Genomic DNA, 24,631 nt, shown 5'->3' with positions numbered 1-24,631 from the left:
AAATTAACCTCTTTTTTCATTTCAGCCTCGTCAAATAAATCAGGGGTCAGAATTCTTCTTATAAACTGCTTCTAGGTTTACTCTAATCTTGGGCGAAGTATTTTTTAGTTAGTATAAATATAAAATATTATCCAGACCTCAGTATTTATACACAAAAAATGTCCATATTAAATTGATGATAATATCCATAGATATTAGGTTTTTTTTGAAAATTTTTTTATCCTGAGTTTTGCAGCAAATGACTATATCTTTTTGTAATGTTTATCAAGCAGAGGTATCGCTCTTAGATAAATGAGAATTATTTCAAATTTATTAAGATATCTTAAAACACACACTTTTTATATTAAATTTTGCTACTTTACTAAAGTATAAATAGTTAAATTGGCAAATAAAAAATATGGAAATTAGCGCTCGTAATTCTCTAAAAGGAACTGTAAAAAAGGTTACACATGGCTCAGTCAATACTGAGGTAACTTTAGAAATAGCACCAGGAATAGAGCTAGTATCAATCATTACAAAATCATCAGCAGAAAAGCTAGGACTTATAGAAGGGAAGCACGCTCATGCTGTGATTAAATCATCAGATGTGATACTTGCTATTGATTGAAAAATAGGTAGGTTGTCTGATCATATTTGATTTGTGATAATTAAAGGCTATAGATCCCCGACTTATTTAATAAGTCGGGGATCTTCTTTTTCATTGAGTAATGAGGTTAATTAATTGAATTATCAATAATCCGAACATAAATGGCGCGAATACTTTCTATATCTAGTGTCACATCTGTGTTTCCAATTTCGATAAGGAAAGAGGGTAACTTCTGTTTTAAAGTGATAGTAGCTCCTGGTGTTACTCCCCTTAACATAAGTTGCTTCAAGATTCTTTCATTCTGATTTTGAGAAAAAGTGACGATTCCTCGCTCTCCCTTCCTCAATAATTCTAATGAACAGCCAGTCATGCTAAAGTGGGTAAACATTTGAATTATAAATTAGGAATTATGAAGGGTAGAAGGAAGTATATTTCCATCCTTCATCCTTCATTTTTTATTTGGTCGCTAAAGGCAGAAACCAAAGTAATAGTTTAAACCAGATACGCTTCTTGATGAGTCTTAATTGTGCAATTAGAACGAGGATAAGTTACACAAAGTAGAGCGTATCCTTTAGAAACCTGATCGTCATCTAAAAAGTTTTGATCTTCTTGATTAACTTCACCTTCGACAACCTTGCCAACGCAGCTAGAGCAAGAACCTGCATGACAAGAAAAGGGCAACTCAATACCATTTTCTTCTGCTGCATCCAAGATTGTCGTCTCTTCGTCAACTTCAATTGTGGTGTCGAGGTCTTCTTTTTTGTTGATTAATCTAACTTGGTAGGAAGCCATTTTCCGATTCTCCTCAAACGTTATACAGTTGGTCTAATTTCCGAATTTTTGAGCAATCTATCCTACTTTTTGCTTTCCTTCTTGTTACGGAGAAGCTACCTCAAGGCAAGGCGATCGCATCTATAGAAAGCCTCTACAATCAGACTTGGCGCTAACGGAATGATGTTAGCTGCAAGGTACACCAGTAGGCGTACCATCATCTGTTTTAAAGGACTTTCCACAACCGCAGGTATCAGTTGCATTGGGGTTGATGAACTTAAACCCGCTTTCCATCACTCCCTCAACGAAGTCAACGATAACTCCGTCTAATAAGGGCGCACTTTTGGCATCAACGTAAACCAGCACTTTGCCTTGCTGACTTACCAAATCATCTGGTTGGGGTTTGCTGGTGATATCAATTGCATATTCGTAGCCACTGCAACCACCATCTTTTACCGAGATGCGAACACCTTTAGTTGCGCCATTAGCGTCGGGTGCGGAACCTTTAAGGAATGCCCGCAGATGAAATTCTGCTTTTTCTGATAAAATAACGGCCATTCATTTCTCCTGATTTGTAGCGATTAGTTGTTCTGATTTCAGGTGTGGGTTGTCAGTCAATTTTGGATTTTAGATTTTAGATTTTAGATTTTTCTTCAATCCCAAATCCAAGTTGCGCTCTAAGCGCACCAAAGGTGCGACTCAAAATCTAAAATTGAATGACTAATGACTATTTTGTGTAATACCTGTGGGTTCCATCGAATTGGCTTGCGCGTGTCTCCAAGGCGCACTATTGCCGCATACTGGACAAGAGCGATCGCGGTGAGAACGGCGTTTAGCAAATTCCATCCGATTCAAGTCCATTGTCAGCAATTGCGACAATAAAGGCTGACTAAACCCGGTGATCAGCTTGATTGCTTCCAGTGCTGTTAGACAAGCTAATGTCCCAGAAACAGCGCCTATAACTGAAAAGCCGCGCTGATCCCACTCAGGCTTCTCTGGAAACAGACAAGATAAACAAGGAGTCACACCAGGAATAATCGTTGTCAGGTAAGCCTCCATCCCATTCATTGCGGCTTCCACCATTGGCTTACGCGATCGCACACAGGCTTCATTTAACAAGTTGCGCTCTGTAAAATTGTGGGCGCAATCAAGAGCCATATCAGCAGATTGCACTAACGAATCTACATTTTCCGGGGTGATGTAATCATGAACAGCTTCCACTTGGACATCAGGATTAATCGCATCCAGAGTTTCTTTAGCTTTGAATACCCTTGGCTTACCTACCCAATCATCAGTCATTAAAACCTGACGATTCATATCATCTAGCCGCAAGTCACCACCCCGGACTAGGATTAGCCGCCCAACGCCTGCTACTGCTAAGTAAAGCGCCGCCGTACCGCCTAATCCCCCCACACCTGTAACCAAAACTGTCGCTGACTTCAGGCGTTTCTGTGCTGTTTCGCCAAAATTCGGAAGCATCATTTGGCGACGATAGCGTTCTAATTCGGTAGGCGTCAGGTTAACCAATTTATACCTCCTAATCAGAAGTGATTTCTGTCAGTGTGACTACATTTTTCGGCTTGTCGTTAAACACTTTGAACAGCTTTTGTTCGTAAGCTGTCGATTCGATAAATAGCTGATAAGCTTTTTGCAAAGCCAAAGAATATTGATTTAATTTCTCTTCTTGACTCAAGTCAGGAGAATTATCATCAATTTCCTGCATATATTGAGAAAACTTTTTCAGAATATGTAGACGATGTACATTTACAACTTCTAAGTCGTAGGACATATTAAAGAATTGAAAAAATTCTTCTGCATCTACGAGCTTCTTGAATTCATCAATAGTTTTACTCATTTGGCATTCTCCAATTGTTTCAGATGTTGCTTAAGTTCATCTAACTGGCGATAGATTTCATAAGTTGCGGCGGCAACATCCATAAGTTGTTTGTAATCTGTTGGCAGACCTTCAGCTAAATCATGCAGATCCATTTTCATCTGACCTGCTTTGCTGTTGAGGCGTCTGATTTGTCCTTGTAGTTCCTCAATACTTATTTCTTCTGCTTGCACAATCAGCCACTCCACATGGGATTTTGGATTTTAGATTTTAGATTTTGGATTGGATAATATTGTTTTAATCAAATGGTTATCAACTAGTGATTAAGACTTAAATCCAAAATCCAAAATCCAAAATCTAAAATTGTCACAGGTTGCCAACTTCAGGAAAGCGTTTCGCCAAATCAAGACCTTTTTTGACGTAGTTTTCTCCCTCTTCTGCTAATTTCTCTAGGGAGTCAAAGCCAAAGCGTTGAGCATCTCGCAAGGTTTTCACAGCTAGCAAAAGACGACCAGAAAAAACTAGTGCCCAGCCAAATCCTTCATGGCTCAAATCAACTACAACCTGGGATATCAAACCTGTTTCTTGTTCAATCCCAGCCGCTACAGCCCGAAAAAATGCCATAATCCGGGCTTGAGTGATCGGATCAACTTCGCCCTCAACGGAGATTTCCCGTTTCTTTTGTTTGGTGACAATAAAGGGTTTGAGAATCAACTCATCCGACCAACTACGATAAACTCCATAACTGTCTTGACCACGGATTTGTTTAATTAATACCTTCAGAAAAGGTGAGTTCAAGACTTCAGTTGTAGCGGTTCCGTTAACACTATTATTTGCGGTCATACTGTTGCCTCATTTTCAACTTCATCGGCAAAATTTGTGGGTTTTTGCTGTAAAGCTTTACGTAACCAAGGTGGAGGATTACCTTTGAGGGTTTTTACTAGTTTGTTTAGGACTTTACTAATTTCGTCCTCTTCCGATCGCGCCTTCACGGGAGTGACACCTTTCTTGATTAACCGAGCAGCTGCGCTCCCGCCAATTGCGAAAACATAAATAATTGTGCAGTCAGTTAATGCTTCAATTTTTGGTGCGAGTTTACCCTCATTATTCTCCTCTTGGATTTCATAATTAAATTTGAGACTTTCTACAAATTGATATCCTTCATCTGAAATTTCATAAATATCAATTTGTTCCGAGCCTCCAAAGTGAGTATTAATATGAACTCCATCACTTGTCGTAAAGGCAATTTTCATCGTAATTCTCCTCTTTAAAGTTTTGAATTTTGAATTGGGAAGAAGGAATTCAGGAGTCAGAATTCAGAATTCAGGAGTAAGAACTAAATCTGCATATTTAGTGGTTTTCCCTATGGAAACGCCAAATGCAAACCATCAGTGGCAGGTTTTACTCTTTAGCATTCTGAATTCTGGATTCTGACTTCTGAATTCTTGAAGAAAAATTCAAAACTCTGCGCTCACAATGCCTAACTCTTGGAACTGTTTAACTCTCGCTTCTTCTTGCTCTAAAAACAGGTTGCCGATGCCAAACACAAGTTCCATCGTGCCTCGATAGCCAACTTTGGTAAATTGACCATTACCTAAACGGTCATAAATGGGCAATCCGAGACGATAAAGAGGAATCGAAAGGCGTTTTGCGATCGCACCGACATTGGAGTTACCAATCAGCAAGTCAGAGCCATCTGCTAAACTCTCAAAGTCTTCCAAATCGCCGATAGTGACGCTTTTAACCGGGAGTTTTTCTAAGAGGTGCGATCGCGTGGTTGTCACCGCCCCATGAATTTGCGCTCCCATCGATTGCAGAAAATGCACCGTTGACCACAACAAATCTGGTTCCAGCGCTAGGGAAACTCGTTTTGCACCAAAGTAAAAGTGGGTGTCCAGCATCGCATCTTGCAACTGACGACGTTGGCGGCGGTATTTTTCGGGTACGCTATTACCGCTCAGAATCGCCAATGCTTGGATAAATTCATCTACTGGTTCTAATCCCGTCAGTTCGCCAAACACTTCGTAAGGTGTGCCAAAGCGTTCTTCGAGAATTTTTGCAGCCCCCCGCATACTTTCACCCAGAGCCAGGGTGAAAGCAGAACTACCCACTTCTCGTAGCTGTTTTAAGGTAGTTCCACTGACTGTAATTGCACTATAACCATCCTCTAAGTGTCCATCTAGAGAAGCGCCAAGGTCAGGTACAAAGATCGGCACTAAGCCAAAGTTTGTAACTATCTCTTTGATTTCTTGTACATCCCCTGGTGTGAAAGCAGAACCCGCCAAAATTGTCACTTGTTCAGTTCTGATTTCACCTGCGCGAGGAATTTCCTGAACTATGCTTTCCACAGCAGCAGCAAAGCCATCTTGTAATGCACCTTTAAAATCTGGGGTAGGTGCAAAAACGATCGCTAAATCATTCAATTCAGGATGGCGATCGCGGATTTCTTTCAGAAAACCCTCGATGTCATCGCCTCTAGTTTCCGTTAACCCAGTACTACATAAACCAATAATTTCTGGGTTAGCTTTTTCCACCAAGGTGAGAATTGCTTCTTCCACATTCTCTTCACCACCCAAAATAGTGGTGACTTCCGTCATCGCTGTGGTAGCGAGGGGAATCGCTTCCCGGAAATGCCGCACCAGCACAACTTTAGCGAAAGCAGTACAACCTTGAGAACCGTGGAATAAGGGCATTGTCCCTTTCAATCCTAAAAAGGCTAAGGTTGCACCCAAAGCTTGACTTTGCTTGAGGGGATTAACTGTCAGTGATTTATTGGAAACAGTAACGATCGCCATTAAACTACCTCCTCCAGGGCGGACTTTCTCGTTCCCTGGCTCCGCCGGGGAATGCTGACAATGAGGCTCTGCCTCATCTGCTCTACAAAGAAGGCAGAGCCTTCAGGAATGCGTTCCCAGCCGGAGTCTGGGAACGAGGGTACAGCCGTCACTAAACTTCCTCCTCTTCTTCCCAAGGAGCGGGTTTGCGTATTTGTTCCCAAATCGGGCTATAGAGAGCTTCGTACAGTTCCCGCGCCATCTCAATCATTCCCACATAACCTGCATAAGGATGATGGCGTTCTTGGTTGATATCAAGGAAAGGAATTCTAGCTTTCAAAGCGGTGTATTGGTTACGTCCACCAGCAATCAGCATATCTGCGCGAGTGTCTTTAACCACTTGTAGCAATTCCTTAGCGTTGCCCTTCTCTAACATGATCCCATCATTGCCGAGCAACTTCTTGATTTTGGCTTTATCTTCCTCAGTACTTTTCCGAGTACTGGTAGCAACAACTTCAATGCCTAAGTCTCTAGCAGCCGAAATAATCGACCAACTCTTGACACCACCTGTATACAACACAACTCGCTTACCTTTGAGTCGAGCGCGATAGGGAGCCAGTGCCAAATCTAAAGCAGCCGTTTCTTCGGCAATTAGCTTTTCTGTGCGTTCTTGTAAATCAGGATCGCCTAATTTAGCAGCGATATTTCGCAGACAGCGATTCATATCATCGATGCCGTAGAAAGACTCTTCAATGTAGGGGATGTTGTAACGCTCCTCCATCTTTCTCGCCATATTCAGCAACGCTCGTGAGCAGATCATGACGTTGAGCTTGGCGCGGTGGGCGTAGCGAATTTCATCGTAGCGAGCATCGCCCGTAATTTTAGATAAAATACGGATGCCTAATTTTTCCAGCAGTGGTGTGACTCCCCACATTTCACCGGCGATGTTGTATTCACCGATTAAGTTAATATCATAGGGCGTTGTATGTTCCGGTTCTGCTGTGCCGACAACATATTCTAATAAAGCTTCACCGCCAAAACGGTTGCCGAGATTTTTACTGCCAATGAATCCTGGGGCAATGACGGGAACAACAGGAATACCAATTTTCTGGGCCGCCGCTTTGCAGACAGCATCCATATCATCGCCAATTAAGGCTGTAACGCAAGTGGCATAGACAAATACTGCTGCTGGTTGGTAGCGCTCTTTGAGTTCCAGAATCGCTTTGTAGAGTTTCTTTTCGCCACCGAAGATGACATCATTTTCACCCAAGTCAGTGGTAAAGCCCATTTTGTAGAGTTGCGGGCCAGACGACAGACTACCACGACTGCCCCAGGAATTACCAGCACAGGCGATCGGCCCGTGGACTAGATGTGCTGCATCTGCGATCGGCACTAAAGAAATCATTGCACCATCAAAGGCACAGCCCCCTTGAGCCGCGCCAGGTTGTGCCTGTTGGGCGCAAGACTTATTTTTCTTTTCCGTTTGTTTGTGCTGATTATGCTCGCATCCTGTCTCAGTCAGCAGCTCGTTGATTTTACCTTGGGTGCTTTTCATCTCTCTTCTCGTACTGAACTATGCCAATTTTGAATTTTGGATTTTGGATTTTGGATTGAAAGAAAAATCTAAAATTGGCAATCTAAAATCCAAAATTGATTGACCAATGCCCCATGCCCAATAATTAACAAATGTATCTTGTGACATCCTCTCCACATACATCAGCGAGGTAAGATAGGGCGCGGAAACGCAATCCTACAAATTCGTCATATAAAGGATTGAGTTTACATAGTGGTGGGATATCAATAGACTTCCCAAATAATTTAATTTGTCGCTCAAAGGGACAACAACAAGGAATTGTTTGGCAAATAAGATGAGCGAAGCGATTATTTTTAACCTGAATTCCATCTACCACACGCCGCAACGGATTAAGAAGATTGTGGAACCACCCTGGTTTTTTCTGGTTAGGTGGATGGTAATTAGGATGAGGATGAGTGTGAGTGTGTTCGTGAGTATGATTGATGGTTTCCATTTATCAATTCCTTGGGTAAATGCTATCAAGAAAAGGGGAGTTGGGGATTGGGAATTGGGCATGGGGCATGGGGCATTGGGCATTGGGCATTGGTTGTTTTCCCAGTCCCTAGTCCTCAGTCCCTATTCCCCATTCCCTATTCCCTACTCCCCTTCTTTACCCTTAATTAACACGTTGTGTTTCTACGCAATTTCTAACGAATCAAGTCGTAGGAAATATCTGTCTTAGAAGGAATGTTGGTGTTGCGATCGATTTCTTCAAACAGAGTATTTACAACCCAGTTGAGCAAGTTGATTACACCTTGATAACCAATGGTGGAGTAGCGGTGTAAGTGGTGACGATCCATGATGGGGTAGCCGATTCTCACGAGGGGAATCTTGGTGTCGCGCCACAGGTACTTACCGTAGGTGTTACCGATCAAGAAATCTACTGGTTCGGTGAACAACAATGAACGCATGTGCCACAAGTCTTTACCAGGCCAAACAGTTGCATGTTGACCGAAGGGGCTAGAAGCAAGCAATTCTTTGATTTCTGCTTCAAATACTTCGTTGCTGTTGTGAACCAAGATATGCACAGGTTCAGCACCCATTTCTAGCATAAAGCCAACTACGCTGTATACTAAATCTGGTTCGCCGTAGATAGCGAAGCGCTTGCCGTGAATCCATGAGTGGGAGTCAGTCATGGCATCAACTGCACGACCGCGTTCGATTTCCAATTCTTGAGGAATGGGGATACCACTCAATTCGCTGAGTTTCATCAAGAACTCATCAGTACCCTTAATGCCCCAAGGACGGGAAACTGAGGTTGGTTGCTTCCACTCTTTTTCAATGTATTCGCGGGTTTTGAGGGTGGAGTGTGCTTGCAGAGCGATCGTTGCTTTCGCATTAATTGAATCTGCTGCATCTTCCAGCTTTGTACCACCTGGATACATATCGAACTCACCTGTGTTTGGTGAATCCAGGTAGTCGCTGTTATCGGCTAGAATTGTGTAGTCAAAACCGAACAAGGAAGCAATCCGCTTGATTTCGCGGTTGTTACCTACGTAGGTGTCAAAACCTGGGATGAAGTTGATTTTACCATTGCTGGTTTCTTTCTTATGACCTGCGGTCAAGTTAGAAAGAATTCCCTTCATCATGTTGTCGTAACCAGTGATGTGGGAACCGACAAAGCTAGGGGTGTGAGCGTAGGGTACTGGGAAATCTTGAGGAACTGAACCAGCTTCCTTGGCGTTGTTGATGAAAGACTGTAAGTCATCACCAATTACTTCTGCCATACAGGTGGTGCAGACAGCAATCATCTTGGGCTTGTAGAGTTGGTAAGAGTTCGCCAAGCCGTCAATCATGTTTTGCAGACCACCAAACACGGCTGCATCTTCAGTCATTGAAGAAGACACACCAGAGAATGGTTCTTTGTAGTGACGGGTTAAGTGGGTGCGGAAATAAGCAACGCAACCTTGAGAACCTTGAACAAAAGGTAGAGTACCTTCAAAACCAACAGCAGCAAAGATTGCTCCTAGTGGTTGACAACCTTTAGCAGGGTTAACGGTTAAAGCTTCACGAGCGAAGTTTTTTTCACGATAATCCCAACCCTTTGTCCACTCTGCAACCCGTGTTACTTCTTCGGGGTCGTGACCGTTTTCAAACTGCTTTTTGTTTTCAAATAGCTGTTGGTACTCTGGTTGGTGGAATAACTCAACGTGGTCTTGAATTTTTTCTGGATTCTGAGGCATTTCTGGATCTCCAAGCTTACTGAATTCTTTTACTGATTGAGGAGGGAGAAACGCGATTAATTCGGTACAGACGCGATGAATCGCGTCTCTACAAGGGAGATGGGAATATGATTCAAAATTCAAAATGCAAAAATCAAAATAAATTTTAATTTTTCAGTTTTGAATTTTGGATTCCCAACTCCCCCCTGGGGTTTTAGCCCCAGGTTATCCTTACTTATCGCTCTCTCCCATTTCCCTAGACGGCAGCCTTAGCCTTAGCTTCAGCCTTCTTAGCCTGAGCTTTTTCATTCCAAGGAGCGCCAATTAATGACCAGGTTGGGCTGTTGAGTGCCAAGTCCATATCACGAGCGAAGATGGCAAAGCCGTCATAACCGTGATAAGGGCCGGAGTAATCCTTTTTGTGGTTTAATTCTTTTCACTAGCCTAATGTTTGCAGTAAGCAATGTCTCTGCTAAACATTGTTTTCTGAGAACACATTTATTTTTAGCCTAAATATAGGCTAAAAACACAGCGATGCATAATCAGGTTCAGGACTCACCCATCATCTAAATGTTGTCCTGAGCCAAGGCGATTAAAAAATCGCCCATTTTTTTGCTCATCTCTGCAAGCACAGCAGCAAAAAGAACACATGAGAACGAAAGTACTACTAGAATTAGAAAAAGTTAATCTGCGTTTGAAGTCTGCAAAGGCAAAGGTGACAATTAGAGAATCCAATGGAAGTCTGCAATTACGGGCGACGTTACCAATTAAACCGGGAGACAAAGACAGCAACGGTACTGGGAGAAAGCAATATAATCTCAGTTTGAATATTCCCGCTAACTTGGATGGACTCAAGACGGCTGAGGAAGAAGCTTATGAATTAGGGAAGTTAATCGCGCGTAAAACGTTTGAATGGAATGATAAATATTTAGGAAATGAGGCAATTAGAAAAGATTTTCAAACCATAGGGGAATTACTTGAAAAATTTGAAGAAGAGTATTTTAAAACTCACAAACGCACAACGAAAAGCGAACATACTTTTTTTTATTACTTTTCACGAACCAAGAGATTTACCAATCCTCAAGATTTGGCAACTGCTGACAATCTGATCAGTTCAATTGAGCAAATCGAGAAAGAATGGGCTAAGTATAATGCAGCTAGAGCGATCGCAGCATTTTGTGTGACATTCAATATCGAAATTGATTTATCGAAATATTCCAAAATGCCAGAGAATAATTCCCGAAATATACCGACCGATGCAGAAATATCTGAGGGAATTATCAAGTTTGAAGATTACCAAAATAATAGAGGTAATCAAGTTAATCAAAATGTTCAAGATAGCTGGCAACTTTGGCGCTGGACTTATGGAATGTTAGCAGTTTTTGGTTTACGTCCACGGGAACTTTTTATTAATCCTGATATTGATTGGTGGTTGAGTCAAGAAAATACAGATTTGACATGGAAAGTCCATAAAGATTCTAAGACTGGTGAGAGACAAGCATTACCATTACATCGGCAATGGATTGATGACTTTGATTTGAGAAATCCTAAATATGTAGAGATGTTAAGGGGTGCGATCGCTAAAAAAGATAACACTAATCATGCTGATATAACGGCGTTAACACAGCGAGTTAGTTGGTGGTTTCGCAAGATAGGATTAGATTTTAAGCCTTATGATTTACGCCATGCTTGGGCAATTCGGGCGCATATTTTGGGGATACCAATTAAAGCGGCGGCGGATAATTTAGGGCATAGTGTGCAAGTTCACACGCAAACTTATCAGCGTTGGTTTTCGCTAGATATGCGGAAGTTGGCAATTAATCAGGCGTTGAGTAAGAGGAATGAAGTTGAGTTGATTAGGGAGGAGAATGCAAAGTTGAGGATGGAGAATGAAAGTTTGAAGCTGGAGATTGAAAAGTTAAGGATGGAAATGATTTATAAACAAACTTAAATTTGCATACTGATAATATAATAAGCTAGGAGGTCAATAACTGAGCAACAACTAATTCATGGTGAGGGAAAGCCTGTTTCTGAAAGTATCATTGAGGAACGCCGTTAAAACGAAGTCATGCAGGGATTATAATTTCATCCCAAGATTACTGCAAAAGTTCAAATTAACCAAGGAGTATAATTTATGCAAATTATCATTGAACTCCCCGATGATATAGCCAATCAATTACAAGTGCAGCCCACAAACATTTCCCGCAGAGTTTTGGAACTCATCGCAGCTGATAATTATCGCCAAGGTCGCATTGGAGCCGCCGAAGTTCACCGAATGCTGAATTTATCTTCTCGATGGGAAACTTATGAATTCCTCAAATGTGAACAAGCTTATTTACCCTACACTGAAGAAGACTTAGAACAAGATGTTCAAGCAATTCGTAACCTACTAGCTACTGAATGATTATTGTCTCCAATACTTCTCCAATCAACTACCTAATTTTGATTGGGCAAATTAACCTTCTACCAGAACTATTTCAGCAAATTATCATTCCTCAAGCAGTTTACACTGAGCTATCTGATAAACTTGCTCCACCACCTGTCCAAGCTTGGATTGCAACACCACCCAGCTGGCTAAAAATTCAAACCGTTAGCCAAACTACGGATGCGATGTCTACGACGGGCTACGCCTACGCAAATTTGCTCGATCCCGGTGAATCTGAGGCTATACTGCTAGCCCAGGAACTCAATGCAGACTTACTTATATTAGATGACATGAAAGCAAGACGCATTGCCAAAGATAGAGGCTTGGTGATCACAGGTATCCTGGGAGTTCTCGATCAAGCAACAACGATGAAGCTTATCAATTTACCTGTTACTATCCAAAGTCTTAAAAACACATCTTTCTGGGCATCTGATAGTTTATTTCAAAAGTTGTTAGATAAGCATTCTTAAATGGTAATCAACCACAGGGCGATCGCGCAGCAATATGGTATGACTAAAGATTATCAGCAGCTGGTCGCAGACGATATTGTTCACGAACACCTCTTAATAACTTGGTCTTTGAACCCTTTGGTTCTAATACTTCTGACACTTCCAAAAGCTCGCCCTCGTGTTTAAGGTTGAATACCCGACGAATTTCCTTTACCTCGTCACGAGAAATACCTAGTTTATCTGCCATACGGTTATGAAGTTGCAATTCTGACCCCTGGATTTTTCCATCAGCAATAGCAATTTGCCAAGCCGCACACAATATTAAGCGATGCTTCAGCCGCTCATAATCACTTTGGCTACAAGTTTTTTCTCGATGTTCATTGTCGAAAAGAATACTTGTTTCTATAATTTGGTCAAAAGTTTTGCGTTCTTTTATAGCTTTCCAAACCAGAGATTGCTCTTCTTTTCTAATACCGGAGGTAGTTATCAACCTATCTACTGTATCTTTCTCCTGGTCAGCTAATTCACCATCTATCCAAGCCATTGGTAACGCAGCAATAATAATTTCTGATAAAAACTTACTTTTTTTGGCAGCTCCTTCTTTACTACTCCAGTTCGTCAAACCACTGTAAATTCCGACAGTTGCCAATACTCCCAGTCCAACAGGAGCAGCAAGCGTTACTAATGAGTATGTTGATGCACTGACAACTATACCCGTTGATATTCCAAAAAAGCCTTGGACAGTTGTCCAAATACTGGCTGGCACAAATAGTGATGAGGCAACGGCTGAAGTTCCAACACCAGCCAATGTCCCTAAAGATGCACCTGTGCCAAAAGAGAGTGTATCTTTTAACCAACTATCGCTGTTATTATTCCTTAATAAATCTGCATTTAAATTTTGATACTCTTCAATTGAGCTTTTGCCAATATATACATTTAATCCTTCTAATTCATGGTCAAGGTAGTTCTGAAAAGATTTATCACTAAAGTTGATGCCGCGTTTACTACCGTCTTCATAGATTTTCTGGGTGGAATCATTAATAGTAGTTACAACTTTCTGCCATGACTTGCCAAAAATATTTTTCAAATTCTGAATATCGTCTTCTATTTCCTGTAGTCCAGCAAAATTCTCTTTTTTAAGTCGTTCCAGATAATAACCTTTATTCATAGCAAAAATCGTGTCTAAAACTGTCAGGGCGACCACAATGGCGATAGCAGCTGCAATGGGACTGGTAATAGCACCAATTAAGGGAACACCAGTCCAAGGTATAAGGGAATAAGCCATAAAAGTCAAAATACTACCAATTGCCAGAAGTGCAGCGTTAATAATTTTGCGCTCTTTGGCAGATGAATCAATATCAGAATACAGAATTTTTATCAGGCGAATATACGAAGGAATTTTAGGGATACGAGTCAAAGTGAAATTTATAACAGCAGCCAATACAGGAATCAAAAGAGCAAAAATGGTGGTCAGGACAGGTAAAACAGCCTGGATTACAAAGGGAAGAATGATGGGCATAGCAAATTACCTAAGAGAATTTAGTTTGTTAGTTTGAGCCTATTTGCATTTGATTTGAGCCAGACCAATGACGTGGTAATACTTATGAGCTTCTTTTTCTACGAGCCATGATATACACTTTTTAATACAGTACTGTTAATATTCTTTACTTTAAAAAACTTCCGTATTAGTCGGCATCAGAGAATTTCAGCAAATCTCCAATGGTTTTTGTTACACCGCGATCGCAAATAGAGTGCCTCAGCCTAAGTAAACTATTGGATGATGAAAAGGAATTAATGCTGACGCACCCTACAAAAATATAGATTAGGGACTTCCAATATTTTCAAATAAACCTCGTCCATTTTGAAACCCGGAGTAGTGTGGGCATCTTGCCCGCTACTACCCCCAGGGAGCAAGATGCTCCCACTACTTTTAAAACTATGGTTTTCAACCTAGACGGGGTTTATATTTGGGGCGTGTGCGATCGCATCCCTCCCATAAGGTGCATTGTCACAAAGCGCAATGCACTTTCATCATATCAACAGGCGATCGCACTTCTCACATAAGGTGCGTTGTTGCATTGATTGACAAGAGTTCGGTATCATAGGGCTATTGAATTCTGGTTCTGTCTGTGTCTGCAAAAGACATTTTTCACGAAGCAGTTAAACGGGGACTGCAAAAAGAAGGGTGGGTCATCACTCATGATCCCCTAGTTGTTAAGTTTGCCAAAGATAAAATGTCAGTCGATTTAGGTGCAGAAAAAATATTAGCAGCCGAGCGAGAAACTGAAAAAATTGCTGTTGAGATTAAAAGTTTTTTGGGTGATTCAGAACTGTTTGAGTACCATGCAGCTTTGGGGCAATTTCTCAATTATAGATTAGCTCTGCGACTCAGGGAGCCTGAACGAGTTTTGTTTCTAGCAGTTCCAGTCTGAACCTATCGATCACTGTTTAGCCGGGACTTTGCTCAAACTTCAGTACAAGAGTATCAAGTTAAGTTGATAGTTTACGATCCAAAAGTTGAGGTGATTGTGCAATGGCAAAACTAGAGCAATATCGTGAATATATTCAAAATTTACTAACGAAGTATGGCAGTTACCAACCTTTAGAGGAAGATGTTGAAATCCAACTGATATTCGATACGGCGCGAGATCATTACCAGATTCTAGAGATTGGTTGGGATGGATATGACCGAATTTATAATTGTGTGATACATCTCGATATCAAAGATGAAAAGATATGGATTCAGCATAATATGACGGATATCCAAATTGCTGAAGATTTGGCTGAGATGGGAGTACCTAGAGAGGATATTATTTTAGGATTACAGCCATCTTACCAGCGTCAATATACGCAATATGGTGTAGCGTGAATTTGTCGAAAAAGAATGACCGGAAAATCTCTGTTTAATAGCGTGCGTTGTTGCAAAAAGCCAGAGCTTATTTACTCAAAAACAACGCCGCGATAAATTTCCGCCATCGGCAATTCAATACTAACTGAATCCAAAGGAATAGATAGCTCTAAGCTGCTAAATTCACTGAGCAACCAACCTTGAGATTGCTTGCTATAGCGTTCCACAAAAGGTTCATCTTGCTCGACTAATAAATATTCGCTAAAACTTGCAATTGAACGATACATCCGAAATTTGCTGAGTCGGTCGTAATCTGCGGTGGAAGGAGATAGAACTTCAACAATCAGCACGGGATTTAAGACTTCATCTAAACGTTCAGCATTTAGTTGTGGTTCGCCATCAAAAACCATTACATCTGGGTATACTCCGCGTCGATATTCAGGAATCCACAGCCGTAAATCACTGTTAATTGGCTCGAATTGAGTGTCACGCATCACAGAGGTAAAATAGGTCAAAATGTTTCCACCGATGCGGCTGTGTTTGAGTGTTCTTCCAGGTATGGGTACGATTTCTCCATCTCGATATTCGCTGCGTCCTTCGGCTTTTTCTTCGATCGCACGATATTCATCCAAGCTATAACGGCGCGAGATAGTAGAAATCATAGGTCGTAATCGAATCGCATTGGCTATAAGACAACAATATTATTTTGTCACATATTTGTTTCTGAGGTAGGAGTTAGATTTGTGATTAATAAATCATACTAACTTTATTGATGCCATCACTGTGGATTCATCCGAATTAAGTCTGTTAAAATACTATCCAAACTGCCGTTAACTTGAATTCGATCAATCTTCTCTGCAATCCGCTCTAATACTTCGAGTTCCTTCAAACGCAATGCCACGGGGTTATCCTCCATCACTCTGGCAGTGTTTAGCATACTGCGGGTAGCAGCAGTTTCTTCTCTACGTCTGACTACGTTGGCTTGAGCGGTTTTTTCTGCCTCGACTACTTTGCTCAAGATAGCCTTAATCTCACCAGGTAAAATAATATCTTTGACACCTACAGAATCTACTTCAATTCCATACTCTGCGGCTTTCTGGCGAATGTATTCAGAGATGCTTCTATCAATTGCACCTTTATCTTCTAATAAACCATCTAAGTTGCGTTCGCCGACTGCACCACGTAAAGCAAACTGTAATTCTTTGTACAAGAAGCCAGAAATATCTGATAACCCGTTTTTTGCCCTCAATGGGTCTTGGATGCGGAAGCCAGCTGTCAAATTTAACCGCAGAGGTACTTTATCTTTAGAGAGGATGTCTTGACCGGATACTTCCATATTTTGCAGTCGCAGGTCAATGGCTTCGGTTTGAAAAGAGCGGCCAAATAACCACCAAGCGTGTACTCCTGGCGATCGCTGTCCTTGAAACTCTTGATTAATGTATACTAGTCCAACGTGCTGGGCGGGAACTTGGCAAATATGCAAACAGTTGCGACTGAGCAATTTTACTTCTGCTGAACCCTCAACCAACTCAGCCACTAAAGCAGGCTGTAACTGAGCATCAGCGCTGATGTCGAGAATTTCCACTTCAACACCCTGCCAAAACAACTTACGGCTTGTAGGCGGCAAAATAGAAATCACTTTACCTCGATATCGGACAATTGCTACTTGTGAAGCCAGTAATTGCACGGTTTGACAGTAAGCAGCAATAAAATCGGGATGTTTTTCAATTAGTACATCTTCTAGAGGGAAGTCTGGGTTAGGGATAATTCGGCTGAGAGTTCGGACTGTAACATCTCTATCTACTGACCAAAAAGCATACTCTCCTGATTGTAGAGGTCGCACAAAATTATTTTGCAGATATAGCAAACCAATCTCAGACTCGGAGATTTGGAACTTTTTCAGTCCATTCAAGGCAACTGAGCGCAATTGCTGCACAAAAAAACTAGGCAATTCTAAGCTTTCTTCTAAGTTAAACAGGTGAGATTCTACCTCAATGAAACCACGCCAAAAAGCTCGTAATTGATTTGGTGCAACGCTTACCCAATTCTGACCACAACGGACTAAAGTAGCTTGGTTAAATGCGGTTCTGATAATCAATAAATGTTCTTGCAGTTCGGCTTCATGACTTCGCAACAACAATTCTAGGTTTTCAATTTGAGCTTGTGGCTGATTGAGGTCATAAATTTTGACTTGCCAATGCCGACCAAAATATGTGTGTGTTCCAGGCTGCAAGATTTTCTTAAAGTCACTGCGGTGATATAAGATGCCGATTTCGTTAAGTTTGATATAAAATGTTTGCCACATAGTAATTTGCATAAAGAATTTGCTTGATATTTTAGGTAAGCTTTGCAATGCCTGGGTTGGGCGTAGCGATGTCTACGACGGGCTACGCCAACGCAACCACCTAAGAAGATTTGATAACAACATTTATAACCTTGCTTGAACTCAAATACCACCTATGTCTCACAGATCGAGTCCTGGAGTAGACAAAGGCTAAAGGATTGGTTTTCGCTTATGTACTACTATATACTACAAAAGATTTATTTACTCTGCCAGTGCAAGTTTTTACAGTTTCCCATTGCAAAGGCTATTTCGTCGGCAGTATTATATTCAGCTAAACCATGCGATCGCAAAAGTGCTAAATTATCAATTTACAACTTTTCTAGATTAGACATCTCCGAAAAAGAATTGTTTTGACGTAGCACTGCTACGTCTCTACAAGGGTTCTGGGTAACGCATCTTTAATTTCTGGAGATGTCTATTACTTTCAGTCGCTAATGGGGTAGTGCTGAGATTTTTGCTGTACAGAATACAAAATATTTTTTACTCTGCTAGTGCAAGTGTTTACAGTTTAGGTGTGGGCAAAAGCTTCTCCAAAGCTGGATTAAGATTGCTGTTAATTTTCCCAAACTGCTCAATGGCAATCTAGAAAAAAGAACCGCGCTCAGATATGCCGTTCATTTGCCAATCTAGAATCCCACAGGAAAATTAGATGTAGGAAACGAAGGGACATACTCAAGTTAGGGAGAAATGCAGTTGCGCTTGCTCCTTAACTGTGGCTACCGAACATCACGAGTGATGACCGACAGCAGAACACTTGCACCGCAGAGTTGAGAAAAGGAGGGGTCTCGAATCTGTTAAGATCCGTACCATATTGGCTACCTTGGGAGGGTATTGTCTTTTAACCCGGACAGGGTTGGGTCAAAGTATAGGAATCGAACCTACAACACATCGATTTACAGTCGATTGCTCTTCCAATTGAGCTAACTTCCTGGGGTTTGATACAGGATTTGAACCTGTGACGCATCGATGTTACAGTCGATCGCTCTTCCAACTGAGCTAATCAAACGATATAGTTTAAAGTACTCGGCGGTATACGCTTATGCAAAAGCTTGGCGCACCAGTTAGGCTTATGGAACCTAAACTATAGCTTTGTAACTTTATTACTATCCCGCTTCAAATCTAGCACAGGAAAAAATATCTGTGGTAGCGGCACAGCAATGCTTGCGCGTGTCAAACGAAAGCCAGGGCGAATGGAATTCGCAGCTACACAAACAAAGTCCGCCTCTGCGGACTAAAGAAAAATTGAGTGTTTGAAACCCACCTCCGTGGGTTTTGCCTGTGTAGATGCGGTTCATAACCGCCCTTTTCATGTTAAGTTGACTTACCTGGAAATAGCTGTAATCTATTCTTTGGGAATCCCTAGATGTTCCCTCAAATCAACGTAAGGTGTTCTATTGCTTTTACTGAGGGGTTGATGCCAAGCCAGGAGATTATTTAGCGCTTGCACACCATCTTCATTGGGTTTGAGGGTCAATATCAAGTTTTCACAACGTCCACTAACTTGATTTGCGGTGCAAACCACATTTTGTCCATTCATTTTGCCGACAGTAATAAACTTCAATTCTCTGTTGCGACGGTAAGTTTCCAAGCGGTGGCTTACGTCTTGGCAGCGCGTCAGTTTATTGTAACCAGCGTCTTTGAAGTAATTGGAAGTCCAGCGAATCCAAGGCTCAGAAACACCTCTAGGATTTGTGTACACAGTTACAGGTTTGTTTCCTGATGTGTCACAATAAAATCCTCCCCTACTTTCGGCTTGACTTGGCTGATTGATGGTTGCAGTCGCACCGAGAGCGATCACACCTGCAACCAAAACATTTGTTAATGATGTCAATTTCATGAGTATCTCTCAAATCTTAAGTAAAAAGTTTTTATCTGCCTTGCATTTAACACTCTCCCTACTAAAAATAGAGAGAGAATATAAGAAGATTTCACTTCTTATATCCTAATTGCTTAAAGTTTCAGGCGTTTTTACTTGTATATATAATGAGCCGCAACCCACTTGCGACCATGACTTGTTTTTTCCCAATGTGCAGGAACTAGCACTTTCTTTTTCACTGGTGGTTTTTTTGCGATTATTTGAGCAGGTCTATTAGGACTATGGGGATTAACAATAACCTGTGATGCTGACGCTTGCGAAGGAATGGAAGTAACAGCAAATGGTAAAAGAAGCACTGCACCCGCAAGAATTTGTTTGATATTCATGACTAAATCTCCTTTGGTAAATTGTATGATTAAAGTTCTGAAAACCTTAATCTGGTTGATGTCTCATATTTATAAGGATATGATTTCAAACAGCTATACACTAGTGATAAAAGTAACTAGTTAAATTATGACTTAAGTAATATCTCATGTCTGGATTTATCAATGTCATATACTCCTGAAGGTGGAGATAAAATGGCTGTGATGCTGTTATGGTAATAATCCTAAATGAGTTATGATCAAAAAGATCCCCGACTTCGGAGAAGTTGTCGGGGATCTGAGCCTGTCTGTGGAGAGCAAATCAAATAGGATTGCTGCACTAAGAAAAACGAAAACGCTAGCACTTATTTATAATGGTTTTTAACTAAATATCGTCTGAATTAAGTCGCAACATATCACCCATAAAAATTACCAATTACCTCAAATGCAATGTTGACGATGGACTACGCCTACGCCTGAATTTAACTTATTCTCACGATTCATCCTTATGGCTCAATCTGGGAAAGCTAGACCAGTCATGGGGTCACGAATATACAATCCTAATGTGAGACTACGCATCGCTTCATCCCAAACGTGTATTAATTGTTCTGCTTGATCTGCCCAATAATCGAATGTAATCAAGCACTGAACATTTGACCCCAAACCAATACAAGTCCGCGAAAAAGCTTCCCGTGGTTCTTCTTGAGTGTCAATAAACTTGATCTCTGTCCAGACAATTCTGGCGGTTTGGCGCTTGATAGTAACAATTTCTCCTTTGGCAATGACGTTACGACTGTCATCTTCCATGATTTTTTTCAAGGTGGGTTTTAGCGGAAATTGGCTCCAGTCGTTGGGTGGCAGGCGATTGAAAGATACTTCTAGGCAGCAATCATCGTTGGGCGGTTTTTTATCCATGAACTTGAAAGATTTTTCTTGTGGCTCAAAAACCCAATCCTGGGGAACATTGAAGCGAACAGCGCCTCTATCTGCTACAAAAATTTTGTAGCCTGATGGCGATTCCCAACGATGATCGGGTTTGAGTTCAAGCGTTTCTTTAATCCACTGGAGATTGCTTTTCTTACGCTTTACCATAGTATTTTTGTTCTCTCTGCTGAAGAGGGCGTGACCCATCGTAGATATCGCCGAAGTTGGGTAACAAGCGATCGCTTACTTTGTTAATATTATCAAATTCCTAGTTAGAAAGACAGGATAAATCGCCGTCTCTACTACCGTCGTGATGCTTGCTTAATCATAAATTGCATCAGGGAATCCATTAGACATCTCCGAAAAAGAATGTAGAGACGTAGCACTGCTACGTCTCTACAAGGGTTCTGGGTAACGCATATTTAATTTGTGGAGATGTCTATTAGCCCATCACTGGCAAATTTGCGAAATGTCACCAAAAATGTTGCCCCACTTCCTGCTGCGTACCGTGCCTTGGGTTTTTTAGCTTTGAGAGCTTTTGAGATTGTGTCTGCAATCACTTCGGGTTTAGATGCAAGTTTCTCGTCACTGGTGAAAGCTAATAATTTTGCTCCAGTTTGAGCTGCTGTTGCGTAGGCAGTGTTACCTGATGTCTGCAATAATTTTTCAACTGCGATCGCTCCCCACTCTGTCAGAGTCGCTCCTGGTTCCACAATAATCACATCAATCCCAAAAGGCTTAAGTTCCAGACGCAGACAATCACTCAGTCCTTCAACAGCAAATTTAGTTGAGTGATACCAACTACCCAAAGGCTCATAAATCTTCCCTCCTATTGATGTAATATTTACAATCTTCCCAAAGGAGTTTTTTCGCTCATCGACTCGTCTTGAGTTACATCCAATTCCAGAACTTTTGCACCTTTAGCAGCTAAAGTTTGCAATTTGTCAATGCGTCGTGCAGATGCGTAGACTAGATAACCATCATCAAGAAGTTTTTCGGCTATAGCCTTGCCAATTACGCTAGAAGCACCTGTAATCAGAACTATTTTGTTCATCATTAACTTCCAGAAATTCAAATATTGTTATATGCAAGCTATTGTAAACTGTGAAGTATCCTTTATGAGGATGTTTTAAAAGTTTTGGGCGAATAGAATTCGCTACTACACAAACCAAGTCCACCTCCGTGGACTAATAAAAATCAAGGGTTTTTAACCCACGGAGGTGGGTTTTCTCTGTGTAGCCGCGATTTCTAATCGCCAGGACTTAAACGGTTGATTTGTGACAATTGCAAACCGCAGAACCTCGATTGATCGCAAATGATTCAGTATTGCTATGAGTATTTTTACAGCAAAAAATCAAAAAGTAAATCATTTTTGAAAATTATGCTAGGCTAACATTTAGAGAAGCTAAGAATAGCAAAAGCATTAACAGGTCTTATTTCCTACGGAAACAAGATATGTGAGAGGAGTTGGCTGTTTTACCTGAAAGTGTTAGTGCATCAGTTACGATTTTTTGTAACTCTTTGAAGAACGCAAAAAGTGTCCAGATAGGGAATTTACTAGCTGTTAAAGTTTGTGTGGTGTGTCGTTTGCAACTCAGCTTTCTCACAGAATATGTTGTAATTACCCTTATTTAGTAGGGGTTTTAAACTCAGTTAACTCAGCAATCAGCGAGGGTTACGCCCCGCTATGTTAATAGAATTCATCACTCTTCATCCCTTTTGTATTAATCTTCAGCGCGAGGCAAAGACATGAAAAATACCCAAGGAACAATCAAGGAATTACTCAACGATACAGCTTGTGTACATAACCAAAAAAAATTGCATGAGAACAAAAAACTGTCTTGCAATAAAGCAGCACAACCAGGTGCAACTCAAGGGAATTGTCCTTTTGATGGGGCGATGGTTTCTGTGGGAGCAATTACTGATGCGGCTCATTTAGTGCATGGCCCTGTTGCTTGCACTCATAACCCTTGGGCAACTCATGGTAGCCTTTCATCAGGTTCTCAACTACACCAAATTGGTTTTACTACTAACTTTAGTGAAAATAATGTTGTTTTTGGTGGTCAAAAGAAGCTGTACAAAGCTATTCTTGAAGTTGTTCAACGATATAATCCTGCGGCTATATTTGTCTACGCCACCTGTGTCACTGCTTTGATTGGTGATGACATAGATAGCGTCTGTAAAACGGCTGCAAAGAAAATTGGTATTCCAGTTATATATGTAGATGCACCGGGGTTTTTAGGTAGTAAAAATTTCGGGAACCGCATCGGCAATGAAACTTTATTGAAATATGTAATCGGAACGGCTGAACCAGAATTTACCACACCATTCGATATCAATATTGTTGGTGAATACAACGTTGCTGGTGAATTGTGGAATGTTTTACCACTGTTCAAGAGATTGGGTATACGCGTTCTCTCCAAAATTACAGGTGATGCTCGCTATGAAGAAGTTTGCTATGCTCATCGTGCCAAATTGAATGTAGTAATTTGCTCAAATGTAGCAGTGCAAATGGCACTATCACTGCAAGAAGATTATGGAATTCCTTATATTGAAGAATCTTTCTATGGTGTGGAAAACCTCAATCATTGCTTGCGAAATGTTGCAGCAACATTAGGTGATAAATATCTGCAAGAACGCACAGAATGGTTAATTGCAGAAGAAACAGCAGCCTTAGATATTGCCCTAGCTCCCTACCGTTCCCAATTAAAAGGTAAACGGATTATTCTTGCTAGTGGTGGTGTAAAAAGTTGGTCACTTATTTTAGCAGCCAAAGACTTGGGAATGGAAGTTATTGCCACTACTGACAAAAAGAGTACAGAAGAAGAGAAAGCCAAAATTAAGCAATTGCTTGGTGAAGATGGCGTGGTTCTAGCTGATGGAACTCCCCCGGCATTACTCAAGGTACTCAAGAATACAAAAGCTGATGTGTTGATTGCTGGGGCTGGCAATCAATATACAGCACTGAAAGCACAAATTCCTTTTTTGGATATTAACCATGAACGTCATCATGCTTACGCTGGTTATGCAGGGTTAGTGGAAATGGCACGGGAATTGCATGAAGCCTTGTATAGTCCTGTGTGGGAGCAAGTCAGAAAACCTGCTCCTTGGGATGAAAAAATTAGCTGTGGGGTATAAAAGAGCTAGTGGGTTGTGTTATGCAACTTTTATCTAATTAGGGGCAATTTATGAATTGCCCCTACCTGAAAATTATGATTTTGGTTATTGTTTGCATAAGCTCTAGTTTTAACCAGCATGGTGCATCAGTGCGATCGCTGGTAAACTCGAATCAAGAGTGACGCTTACTTTGTTAACGCTATCAAGTTGCTGTGCATTCCGCTTTGTATATTCCATTTGCCCCAATGCAGTGTTACGTGGCGTTATTGCGGTTTGCCTCTTCAATATTAAAATTAATCAACCACTTTAGCTTTGTCTCATCGCCGTCTAAATATGCTCTGATAACTTCTGCAACTTGAGAAACACGAGTTAAAGGTGTGACATAATCAAAAACATTTGCCATGACACGAAGAGTTTCTCTTGTCCAAGCTCCTTCTACAACCACAATGCCCAGAAGCTTTTTATTTCTTCCCTTCCGGCGTTGCATAAATGCGGGATGAATCAGTTAAACACGGGTATTTCTCTATACTTTAAATAGTGAAGTAACAAGCGAATTGAGTATTTAAGCATATCTACTGATTTGGAATAGCATAATGTTTTTCGATGTAAGCGTGCCAGGTAATGACGTAAACGGGTATTTTCTCCT

28 protein-coding genes, 2 tRNA genes and 3 pseudogenes are annotated in these 24,631 nt (G+C 41.1%); 8 read left to right on the top strand and 25 right to left on the bottom strand.

What is annotated here, in order from left to right; all coding sequences use genetic code 11:
* Positions 1-397 precede the first annotated feature (397 nt).
* Positions 398-607, top strand: coding sequence for a TOBE domain-containing protein (locus tag V7K76_RS00495; RefSeq protein WP_334779225.1), 210 nt, complete (start codon positions 398-400; stop codon positions 605-607).
* Between the two features lie 106 nt (positions 608-713).
* Here the strand turns inward: V7K76_RS00495 and V7K76_RS00490 are convergent, their stop codons facing one another.
* From V7K76_RS00490 to V7K76_RS34530, 13 genes and pseudogenes are all read right to left on the bottom strand, one after another.
* Positions 714-974, bottom strand: a complete 261-nt coding sequence (locus V7K76_RS00490; protein WP_334779226.1) for a FeoA family protein — start codon at positions 972-974, stop codon at positions 714-716.
* A 104-nt stretch (positions 975-1,078) separates the two neighbouring features.
* Positions 1,079-1,378, bottom strand: a complete 300-nt coding sequence (locus V7K76_RS00485) for a 2Fe-2S iron-sulfur cluster-binding protein (RefSeq protein ID WP_334779227.1) — start codon at positions 1,376-1,378, stop codon at positions 1,079-1,081.
* A gap of 165 nt (positions 1,379-1,543) precedes the next feature.
* Entirely contained in the window at positions 1,544-1,915 is a 372-nt protein-coding gene (locus V7K76_RS00480; RefSeq protein ID WP_094327427.1) for a HesB/IscA family protein, read from the bottom strand.
* A gap of 162 nt (positions 1,916-2,077) precedes the next feature.
* Positions 2,078-2,884, bottom strand: coding sequence for a HesA/MoeB/ThiF family protein (locus V7K76_RS00475; protein WP_334779228.1), 807 nt, complete (start codon positions 2,882-2,884; stop codon positions 2,078-2,080).
* A 10-nt stretch (positions 2,885-2,894) separates the two neighbouring features.
* Complete coding sequence (gene nifW, locus V7K76_RS00470) at positions 2,895-3,212, bottom strand: nitrogenase-stabilizing/protective protein NifW (RefSeq protein ID WP_334779229.1); 318 nt, start codon at positions 3,210-3,212, stop codon at positions 2,895-2,897.
* Positions 3,209-3,424 (bottom strand): CCE_0567 family metalloprotein, encoded by a 216-nt coding sequence (locus V7K76_RS00465; protein WP_375470729.1) that lies wholly within the window; start codon positions 3,422-3,424, stop codon positions 3,209-3,211. The genes nifW and V7K76_RS00465 overlap by 4 nt, the downstream gene beginning before the upstream one ends.
* Positions 3,425-3,557: 133 nt before the next feature.
* Positions 3,558-4,034 carry a NifX-associated nitrogen fixation protein gene (locus tag V7K76_RS00460; RefSeq protein ID WP_334779230.1) on the bottom strand — a complete coding sequence of 159 codons (477 nt, stop codon included), beginning with the start codon at positions 4,032-4,034 and terminating at the stop codon, positions 3,558-3,560.
* A complete protein-coding gene (nifX, locus tag V7K76_RS00455) occupies positions 4,031-4,444 on the bottom strand; it encodes a nitrogen fixation protein NifX (RefSeq protein WP_334779231.1) in 414 nt (137 codons plus the stop codon). Before nifX ends, V7K76_RS00460 begins: the two co-directional genes overlap by 4 nt.
* Before the next feature lie 204 nt (positions 4,445-4,648).
* A complete protein-coding gene (gene nifN / locus V7K76_RS00450) occupies positions 4,649-5,986 on the bottom strand; it encodes a nitrogenase iron-molybdenum cofactor biosynthesis protein NifN (RefSeq protein WP_334779232.1) in 1,338 nt (445 codons plus the stop codon).
* A gap of 151 nt (positions 5,987-6,137) precedes the next feature.
* The gene (gene nifE / locus V7K76_RS00445; RefSeq protein WP_334779234.1) at positions 6,138-7,520 is read right to left on the bottom strand and encodes a nitrogenase iron-molybdenum cofactor biosynthesis protein NifE; all 1,383 of its coding nucleotides are present in this window, start codon (positions 7,518-7,520) and stop codon (positions 6,138-6,140) included.
* A 124-nt stretch (positions 7,521-7,644) separates the two neighbouring features.
* Positions 7,645-7,992 carry a Mo-dependent nitrogenase C-terminal domain-containing protein gene (locus V7K76_RS00440; protein ID WP_099099967.1) on the bottom strand — a complete coding sequence of 116 codons (348 nt, stop codon included), beginning with the start codon at positions 7,990-7,992 and terminating at the stop codon, positions 7,645-7,647.
* A gap of 193 nt (positions 7,993-8,185) precedes the next feature.
* Entirely contained in the window at positions 8,186-9,721 is a 1,536-nt protein-coding gene (gene nifK, locus V7K76_RS00435) for a nitrogenase molybdenum-iron protein subunit beta (RefSeq protein WP_334779235.1), read from the bottom strand.
* Positions 9,722-9,956: 235 nt separating this feature from the next.
* Positions 9,957-10,124 (bottom strand): annotated as a pseudogene (locus V7K76_RS34530) (nitrogenase molybdenum-iron protein alpha chain); the annotation flags it as partial.
* A gap of 183 nt (positions 10,125-10,307) precedes the next feature.
* On the opposite strand from V7K76_RS34530, the pseudogene V7K76_RS00430 reads away from it, so the two are divergent.
* The 3 genes and pseudogenes from V7K76_RS00430 to V7K76_RS00420 all read left to right on the top strand — a co-directional run.
* A pseudogene (locus V7K76_RS00430) lies at positions 10,308-11,651 on the top strand (site-specific integrase); the annotation flags it as partial.
* 183 nt (positions 11,652-11,834) lie between these two features.
* The gene (locus tag V7K76_RS00425; protein WP_334779236.1) at positions 11,835-12,104 is read left to right on the top strand and encodes a UPF0175 family protein; all 270 of its coding nucleotides are present in this window, start codon (positions 11,835-11,837) and stop codon (positions 12,102-12,104) included.
* Positions 12,101-12,595: a DUF3368 domain-containing protein gene (locus tag V7K76_RS00420; protein WP_334779237.1), complete on the top strand. Its 495-nt coding sequence runs from the start codon at positions 12,101-12,103 to the stop codon at positions 12,593-12,595. Before V7K76_RS00425 ends, V7K76_RS00420 begins: the two co-directional genes overlap by 4 nt.
* A 43-nt stretch (positions 12,596-12,638) precedes the next feature.
* Here V7K76_RS00420 and V7K76_RS00415 read toward each other — a convergent pair whose 3' ends face one another.
* Positions 12,639-14,027: a tellurite resistance TerB family protein gene (locus V7K76_RS00415; RefSeq protein WP_334951150.1), complete on the bottom strand. Its 1,389-nt coding sequence runs from the start codon at positions 14,025-14,027 to the stop codon at positions 12,639-12,641.
* A 485-nt stretch (positions 14,028-14,512) separates the two neighbouring features.
* Between V7K76_RS00415 and V7K76_RS00410 the strand changes: the two genes are divergently transcribed.
* The 3 genes and pseudogenes from V7K76_RS00410 to V7K76_RS00400 all read left to right on the top strand — a co-directional run bounded on the left by V7K76_RS00410 (position 14,513) and on the right by V7K76_RS00400 (position 15,443).
* Positions 14,513-14,638 carry a hypothetical protein gene (locus V7K76_RS00410; protein ID WP_334779239.1) on the top strand — a complete coding sequence of 42 codons (126 nt, stop codon included), beginning with the start codon at positions 14,513-14,515 and terminating at the stop codon, positions 14,636-14,638.
* 65 nt (positions 14,639-14,703) lie between these two features.
* Positions 14,704-15,120: pseudogene (locus tag V7K76_RS00405) on the top strand (XisH family protein).
* Entirely contained in the window at positions 15,108-15,443 is a 336-nt protein-coding gene (locus V7K76_RS00400; RefSeq protein ID WP_334779240.1) for a XisI protein, read from the top strand. The pseudogene V7K76_RS00405 and the gene V7K76_RS00400 overlap by 13 nt, the downstream one beginning before the upstream one ends.
* A 71-nt stretch (positions 15,444-15,514) precedes the next feature.
* Here the strand turns inward: V7K76_RS00400 and V7K76_RS00395 are convergent, their stop codons facing one another.
* From V7K76_RS00395 to V7K76_RS00355, 9 genes are all read right to left on the bottom strand, one after another.
* Positions 15,515-16,084 (bottom strand): Uma2 family endonuclease, encoded by a 570-nt coding sequence (locus V7K76_RS00395; protein WP_334779241.1) that lies wholly within the window; start codon positions 16,082-16,084, stop codon positions 15,515-15,517.
* 116 nt (positions 16,085-16,200) lie between these two features.
* Positions 16,201-17,727, bottom strand: coding sequence for a slipin family protein (locus V7K76_RS00390; RefSeq protein WP_334779242.1), 1,527 nt, complete (start codon positions 17,725-17,727; stop codon positions 16,201-16,203).
* A gap of 893 nt (positions 17,728-18,620) precedes the next feature.
* A tRNA-Tyr gene (locus tag V7K76_RS00385) sits at positions 18,621-18,698 on the bottom strand.
* A tRNA-Tyr gene (locus V7K76_RS00380) sits at positions 18,696-18,772 on the bottom strand. The genes V7K76_RS00385 and V7K76_RS00380 overlap by 3 nt, the downstream gene beginning before the upstream one ends.
* Before the next feature lie 336 nt (positions 18,773-19,108).
* The gene (locus V7K76_RS00375) at positions 19,109-19,603 is read right to left on the bottom strand and encodes a COP23 domain-containing protein (protein WP_334951154.1); all 495 of its coding nucleotides are present in this window, start codon (positions 19,601-19,603) and stop codon (positions 19,109-19,111) included.
* 131 nt (positions 19,604-19,734) lie between these two features.
* Positions 19,735-19,968 (bottom strand): hypothetical protein, encoded by a 234-nt coding sequence (locus tag V7K76_RS00370; RefSeq protein WP_334951156.1) that lies wholly within the window; start codon positions 19,966-19,968, stop codon positions 19,735-19,737.
* A gap of 489 nt (positions 19,969-20,457) precedes the next feature.
* The gene (locus V7K76_RS00365; RefSeq protein ID WP_292840915.1) at positions 20,458-21,036 is read right to left on the bottom strand and encodes a hypothetical protein; all 579 of its coding nucleotides are present in this window, start codon (positions 21,034-21,036) and stop codon (positions 20,458-20,460) included.
* Between the two features lie 254 nt (positions 21,037-21,290).
* Complete coding sequence (locus V7K76_RS00360) at positions 21,291-21,677, bottom strand: SDR family NAD(P)-dependent oxidoreductase (RefSeq protein ID WP_334951158.1); 387 nt, start codon at positions 21,675-21,677, stop codon at positions 21,291-21,293.
* A gap of 35 nt (positions 21,678-21,712) precedes the next feature.
* A complete protein-coding gene (locus tag V7K76_RS00355; RefSeq protein WP_334951160.1) occupies positions 21,713-21,925 on the bottom strand; it encodes an SDR family NAD(P)-dependent oxidoreductase in 213 nt (70 codons plus the stop codon).
* A gap of 692 nt (positions 21,926-22,617) precedes the next feature.
* Between V7K76_RS00355 and nifE (V7K76_RS00350) the strand changes: the two genes are divergently transcribed.
* Entirely contained in the window at positions 22,618-24,006 is a 1,389-nt protein-coding gene (gene nifE, locus V7K76_RS00350; RefSeq protein WP_335029631.1) for a nitrogenase iron-molybdenum cofactor biosynthesis protein NifE, read from the top strand.
* A gap of 232 nt (positions 24,007-24,238) precedes the next feature.
* Here nifE (V7K76_RS00350) and V7K76_RS00345 read toward each other — a convergent pair whose 3' ends face one another.
* Both V7K76_RS00345 and V7K76_RS00340 read right to left on the bottom strand, forming a co-directional pair.
* Positions 24,239-24,472, bottom strand: coding sequence for a hypothetical protein (locus tag V7K76_RS00345; RefSeq protein ID WP_334951164.1), 234 nt, complete (start codon positions 24,470-24,472; stop codon positions 24,239-24,241).
* A gap of 14 nt (positions 24,473-24,486) precedes the next feature.
* On the bottom strand, positions 24,487-24,631 hold a 145-nt coding region (locus tag V7K76_RS00340; protein WP_335029639.1), incomplete at its 5' end, for an IS1 family transposase.

This window comes from Nostoc sp. (assembly GCF_036917975.1).
GTDB lineage: Bacteria > Cyanobacteriota > Cyanobacteriia > Cyanobacteriales > Nostocaceae > Nostoc.
Note: the sequence above shows the minus strand (reverse complement) of the source record. Positions and strands in the feature narration are given on the sequence as shown.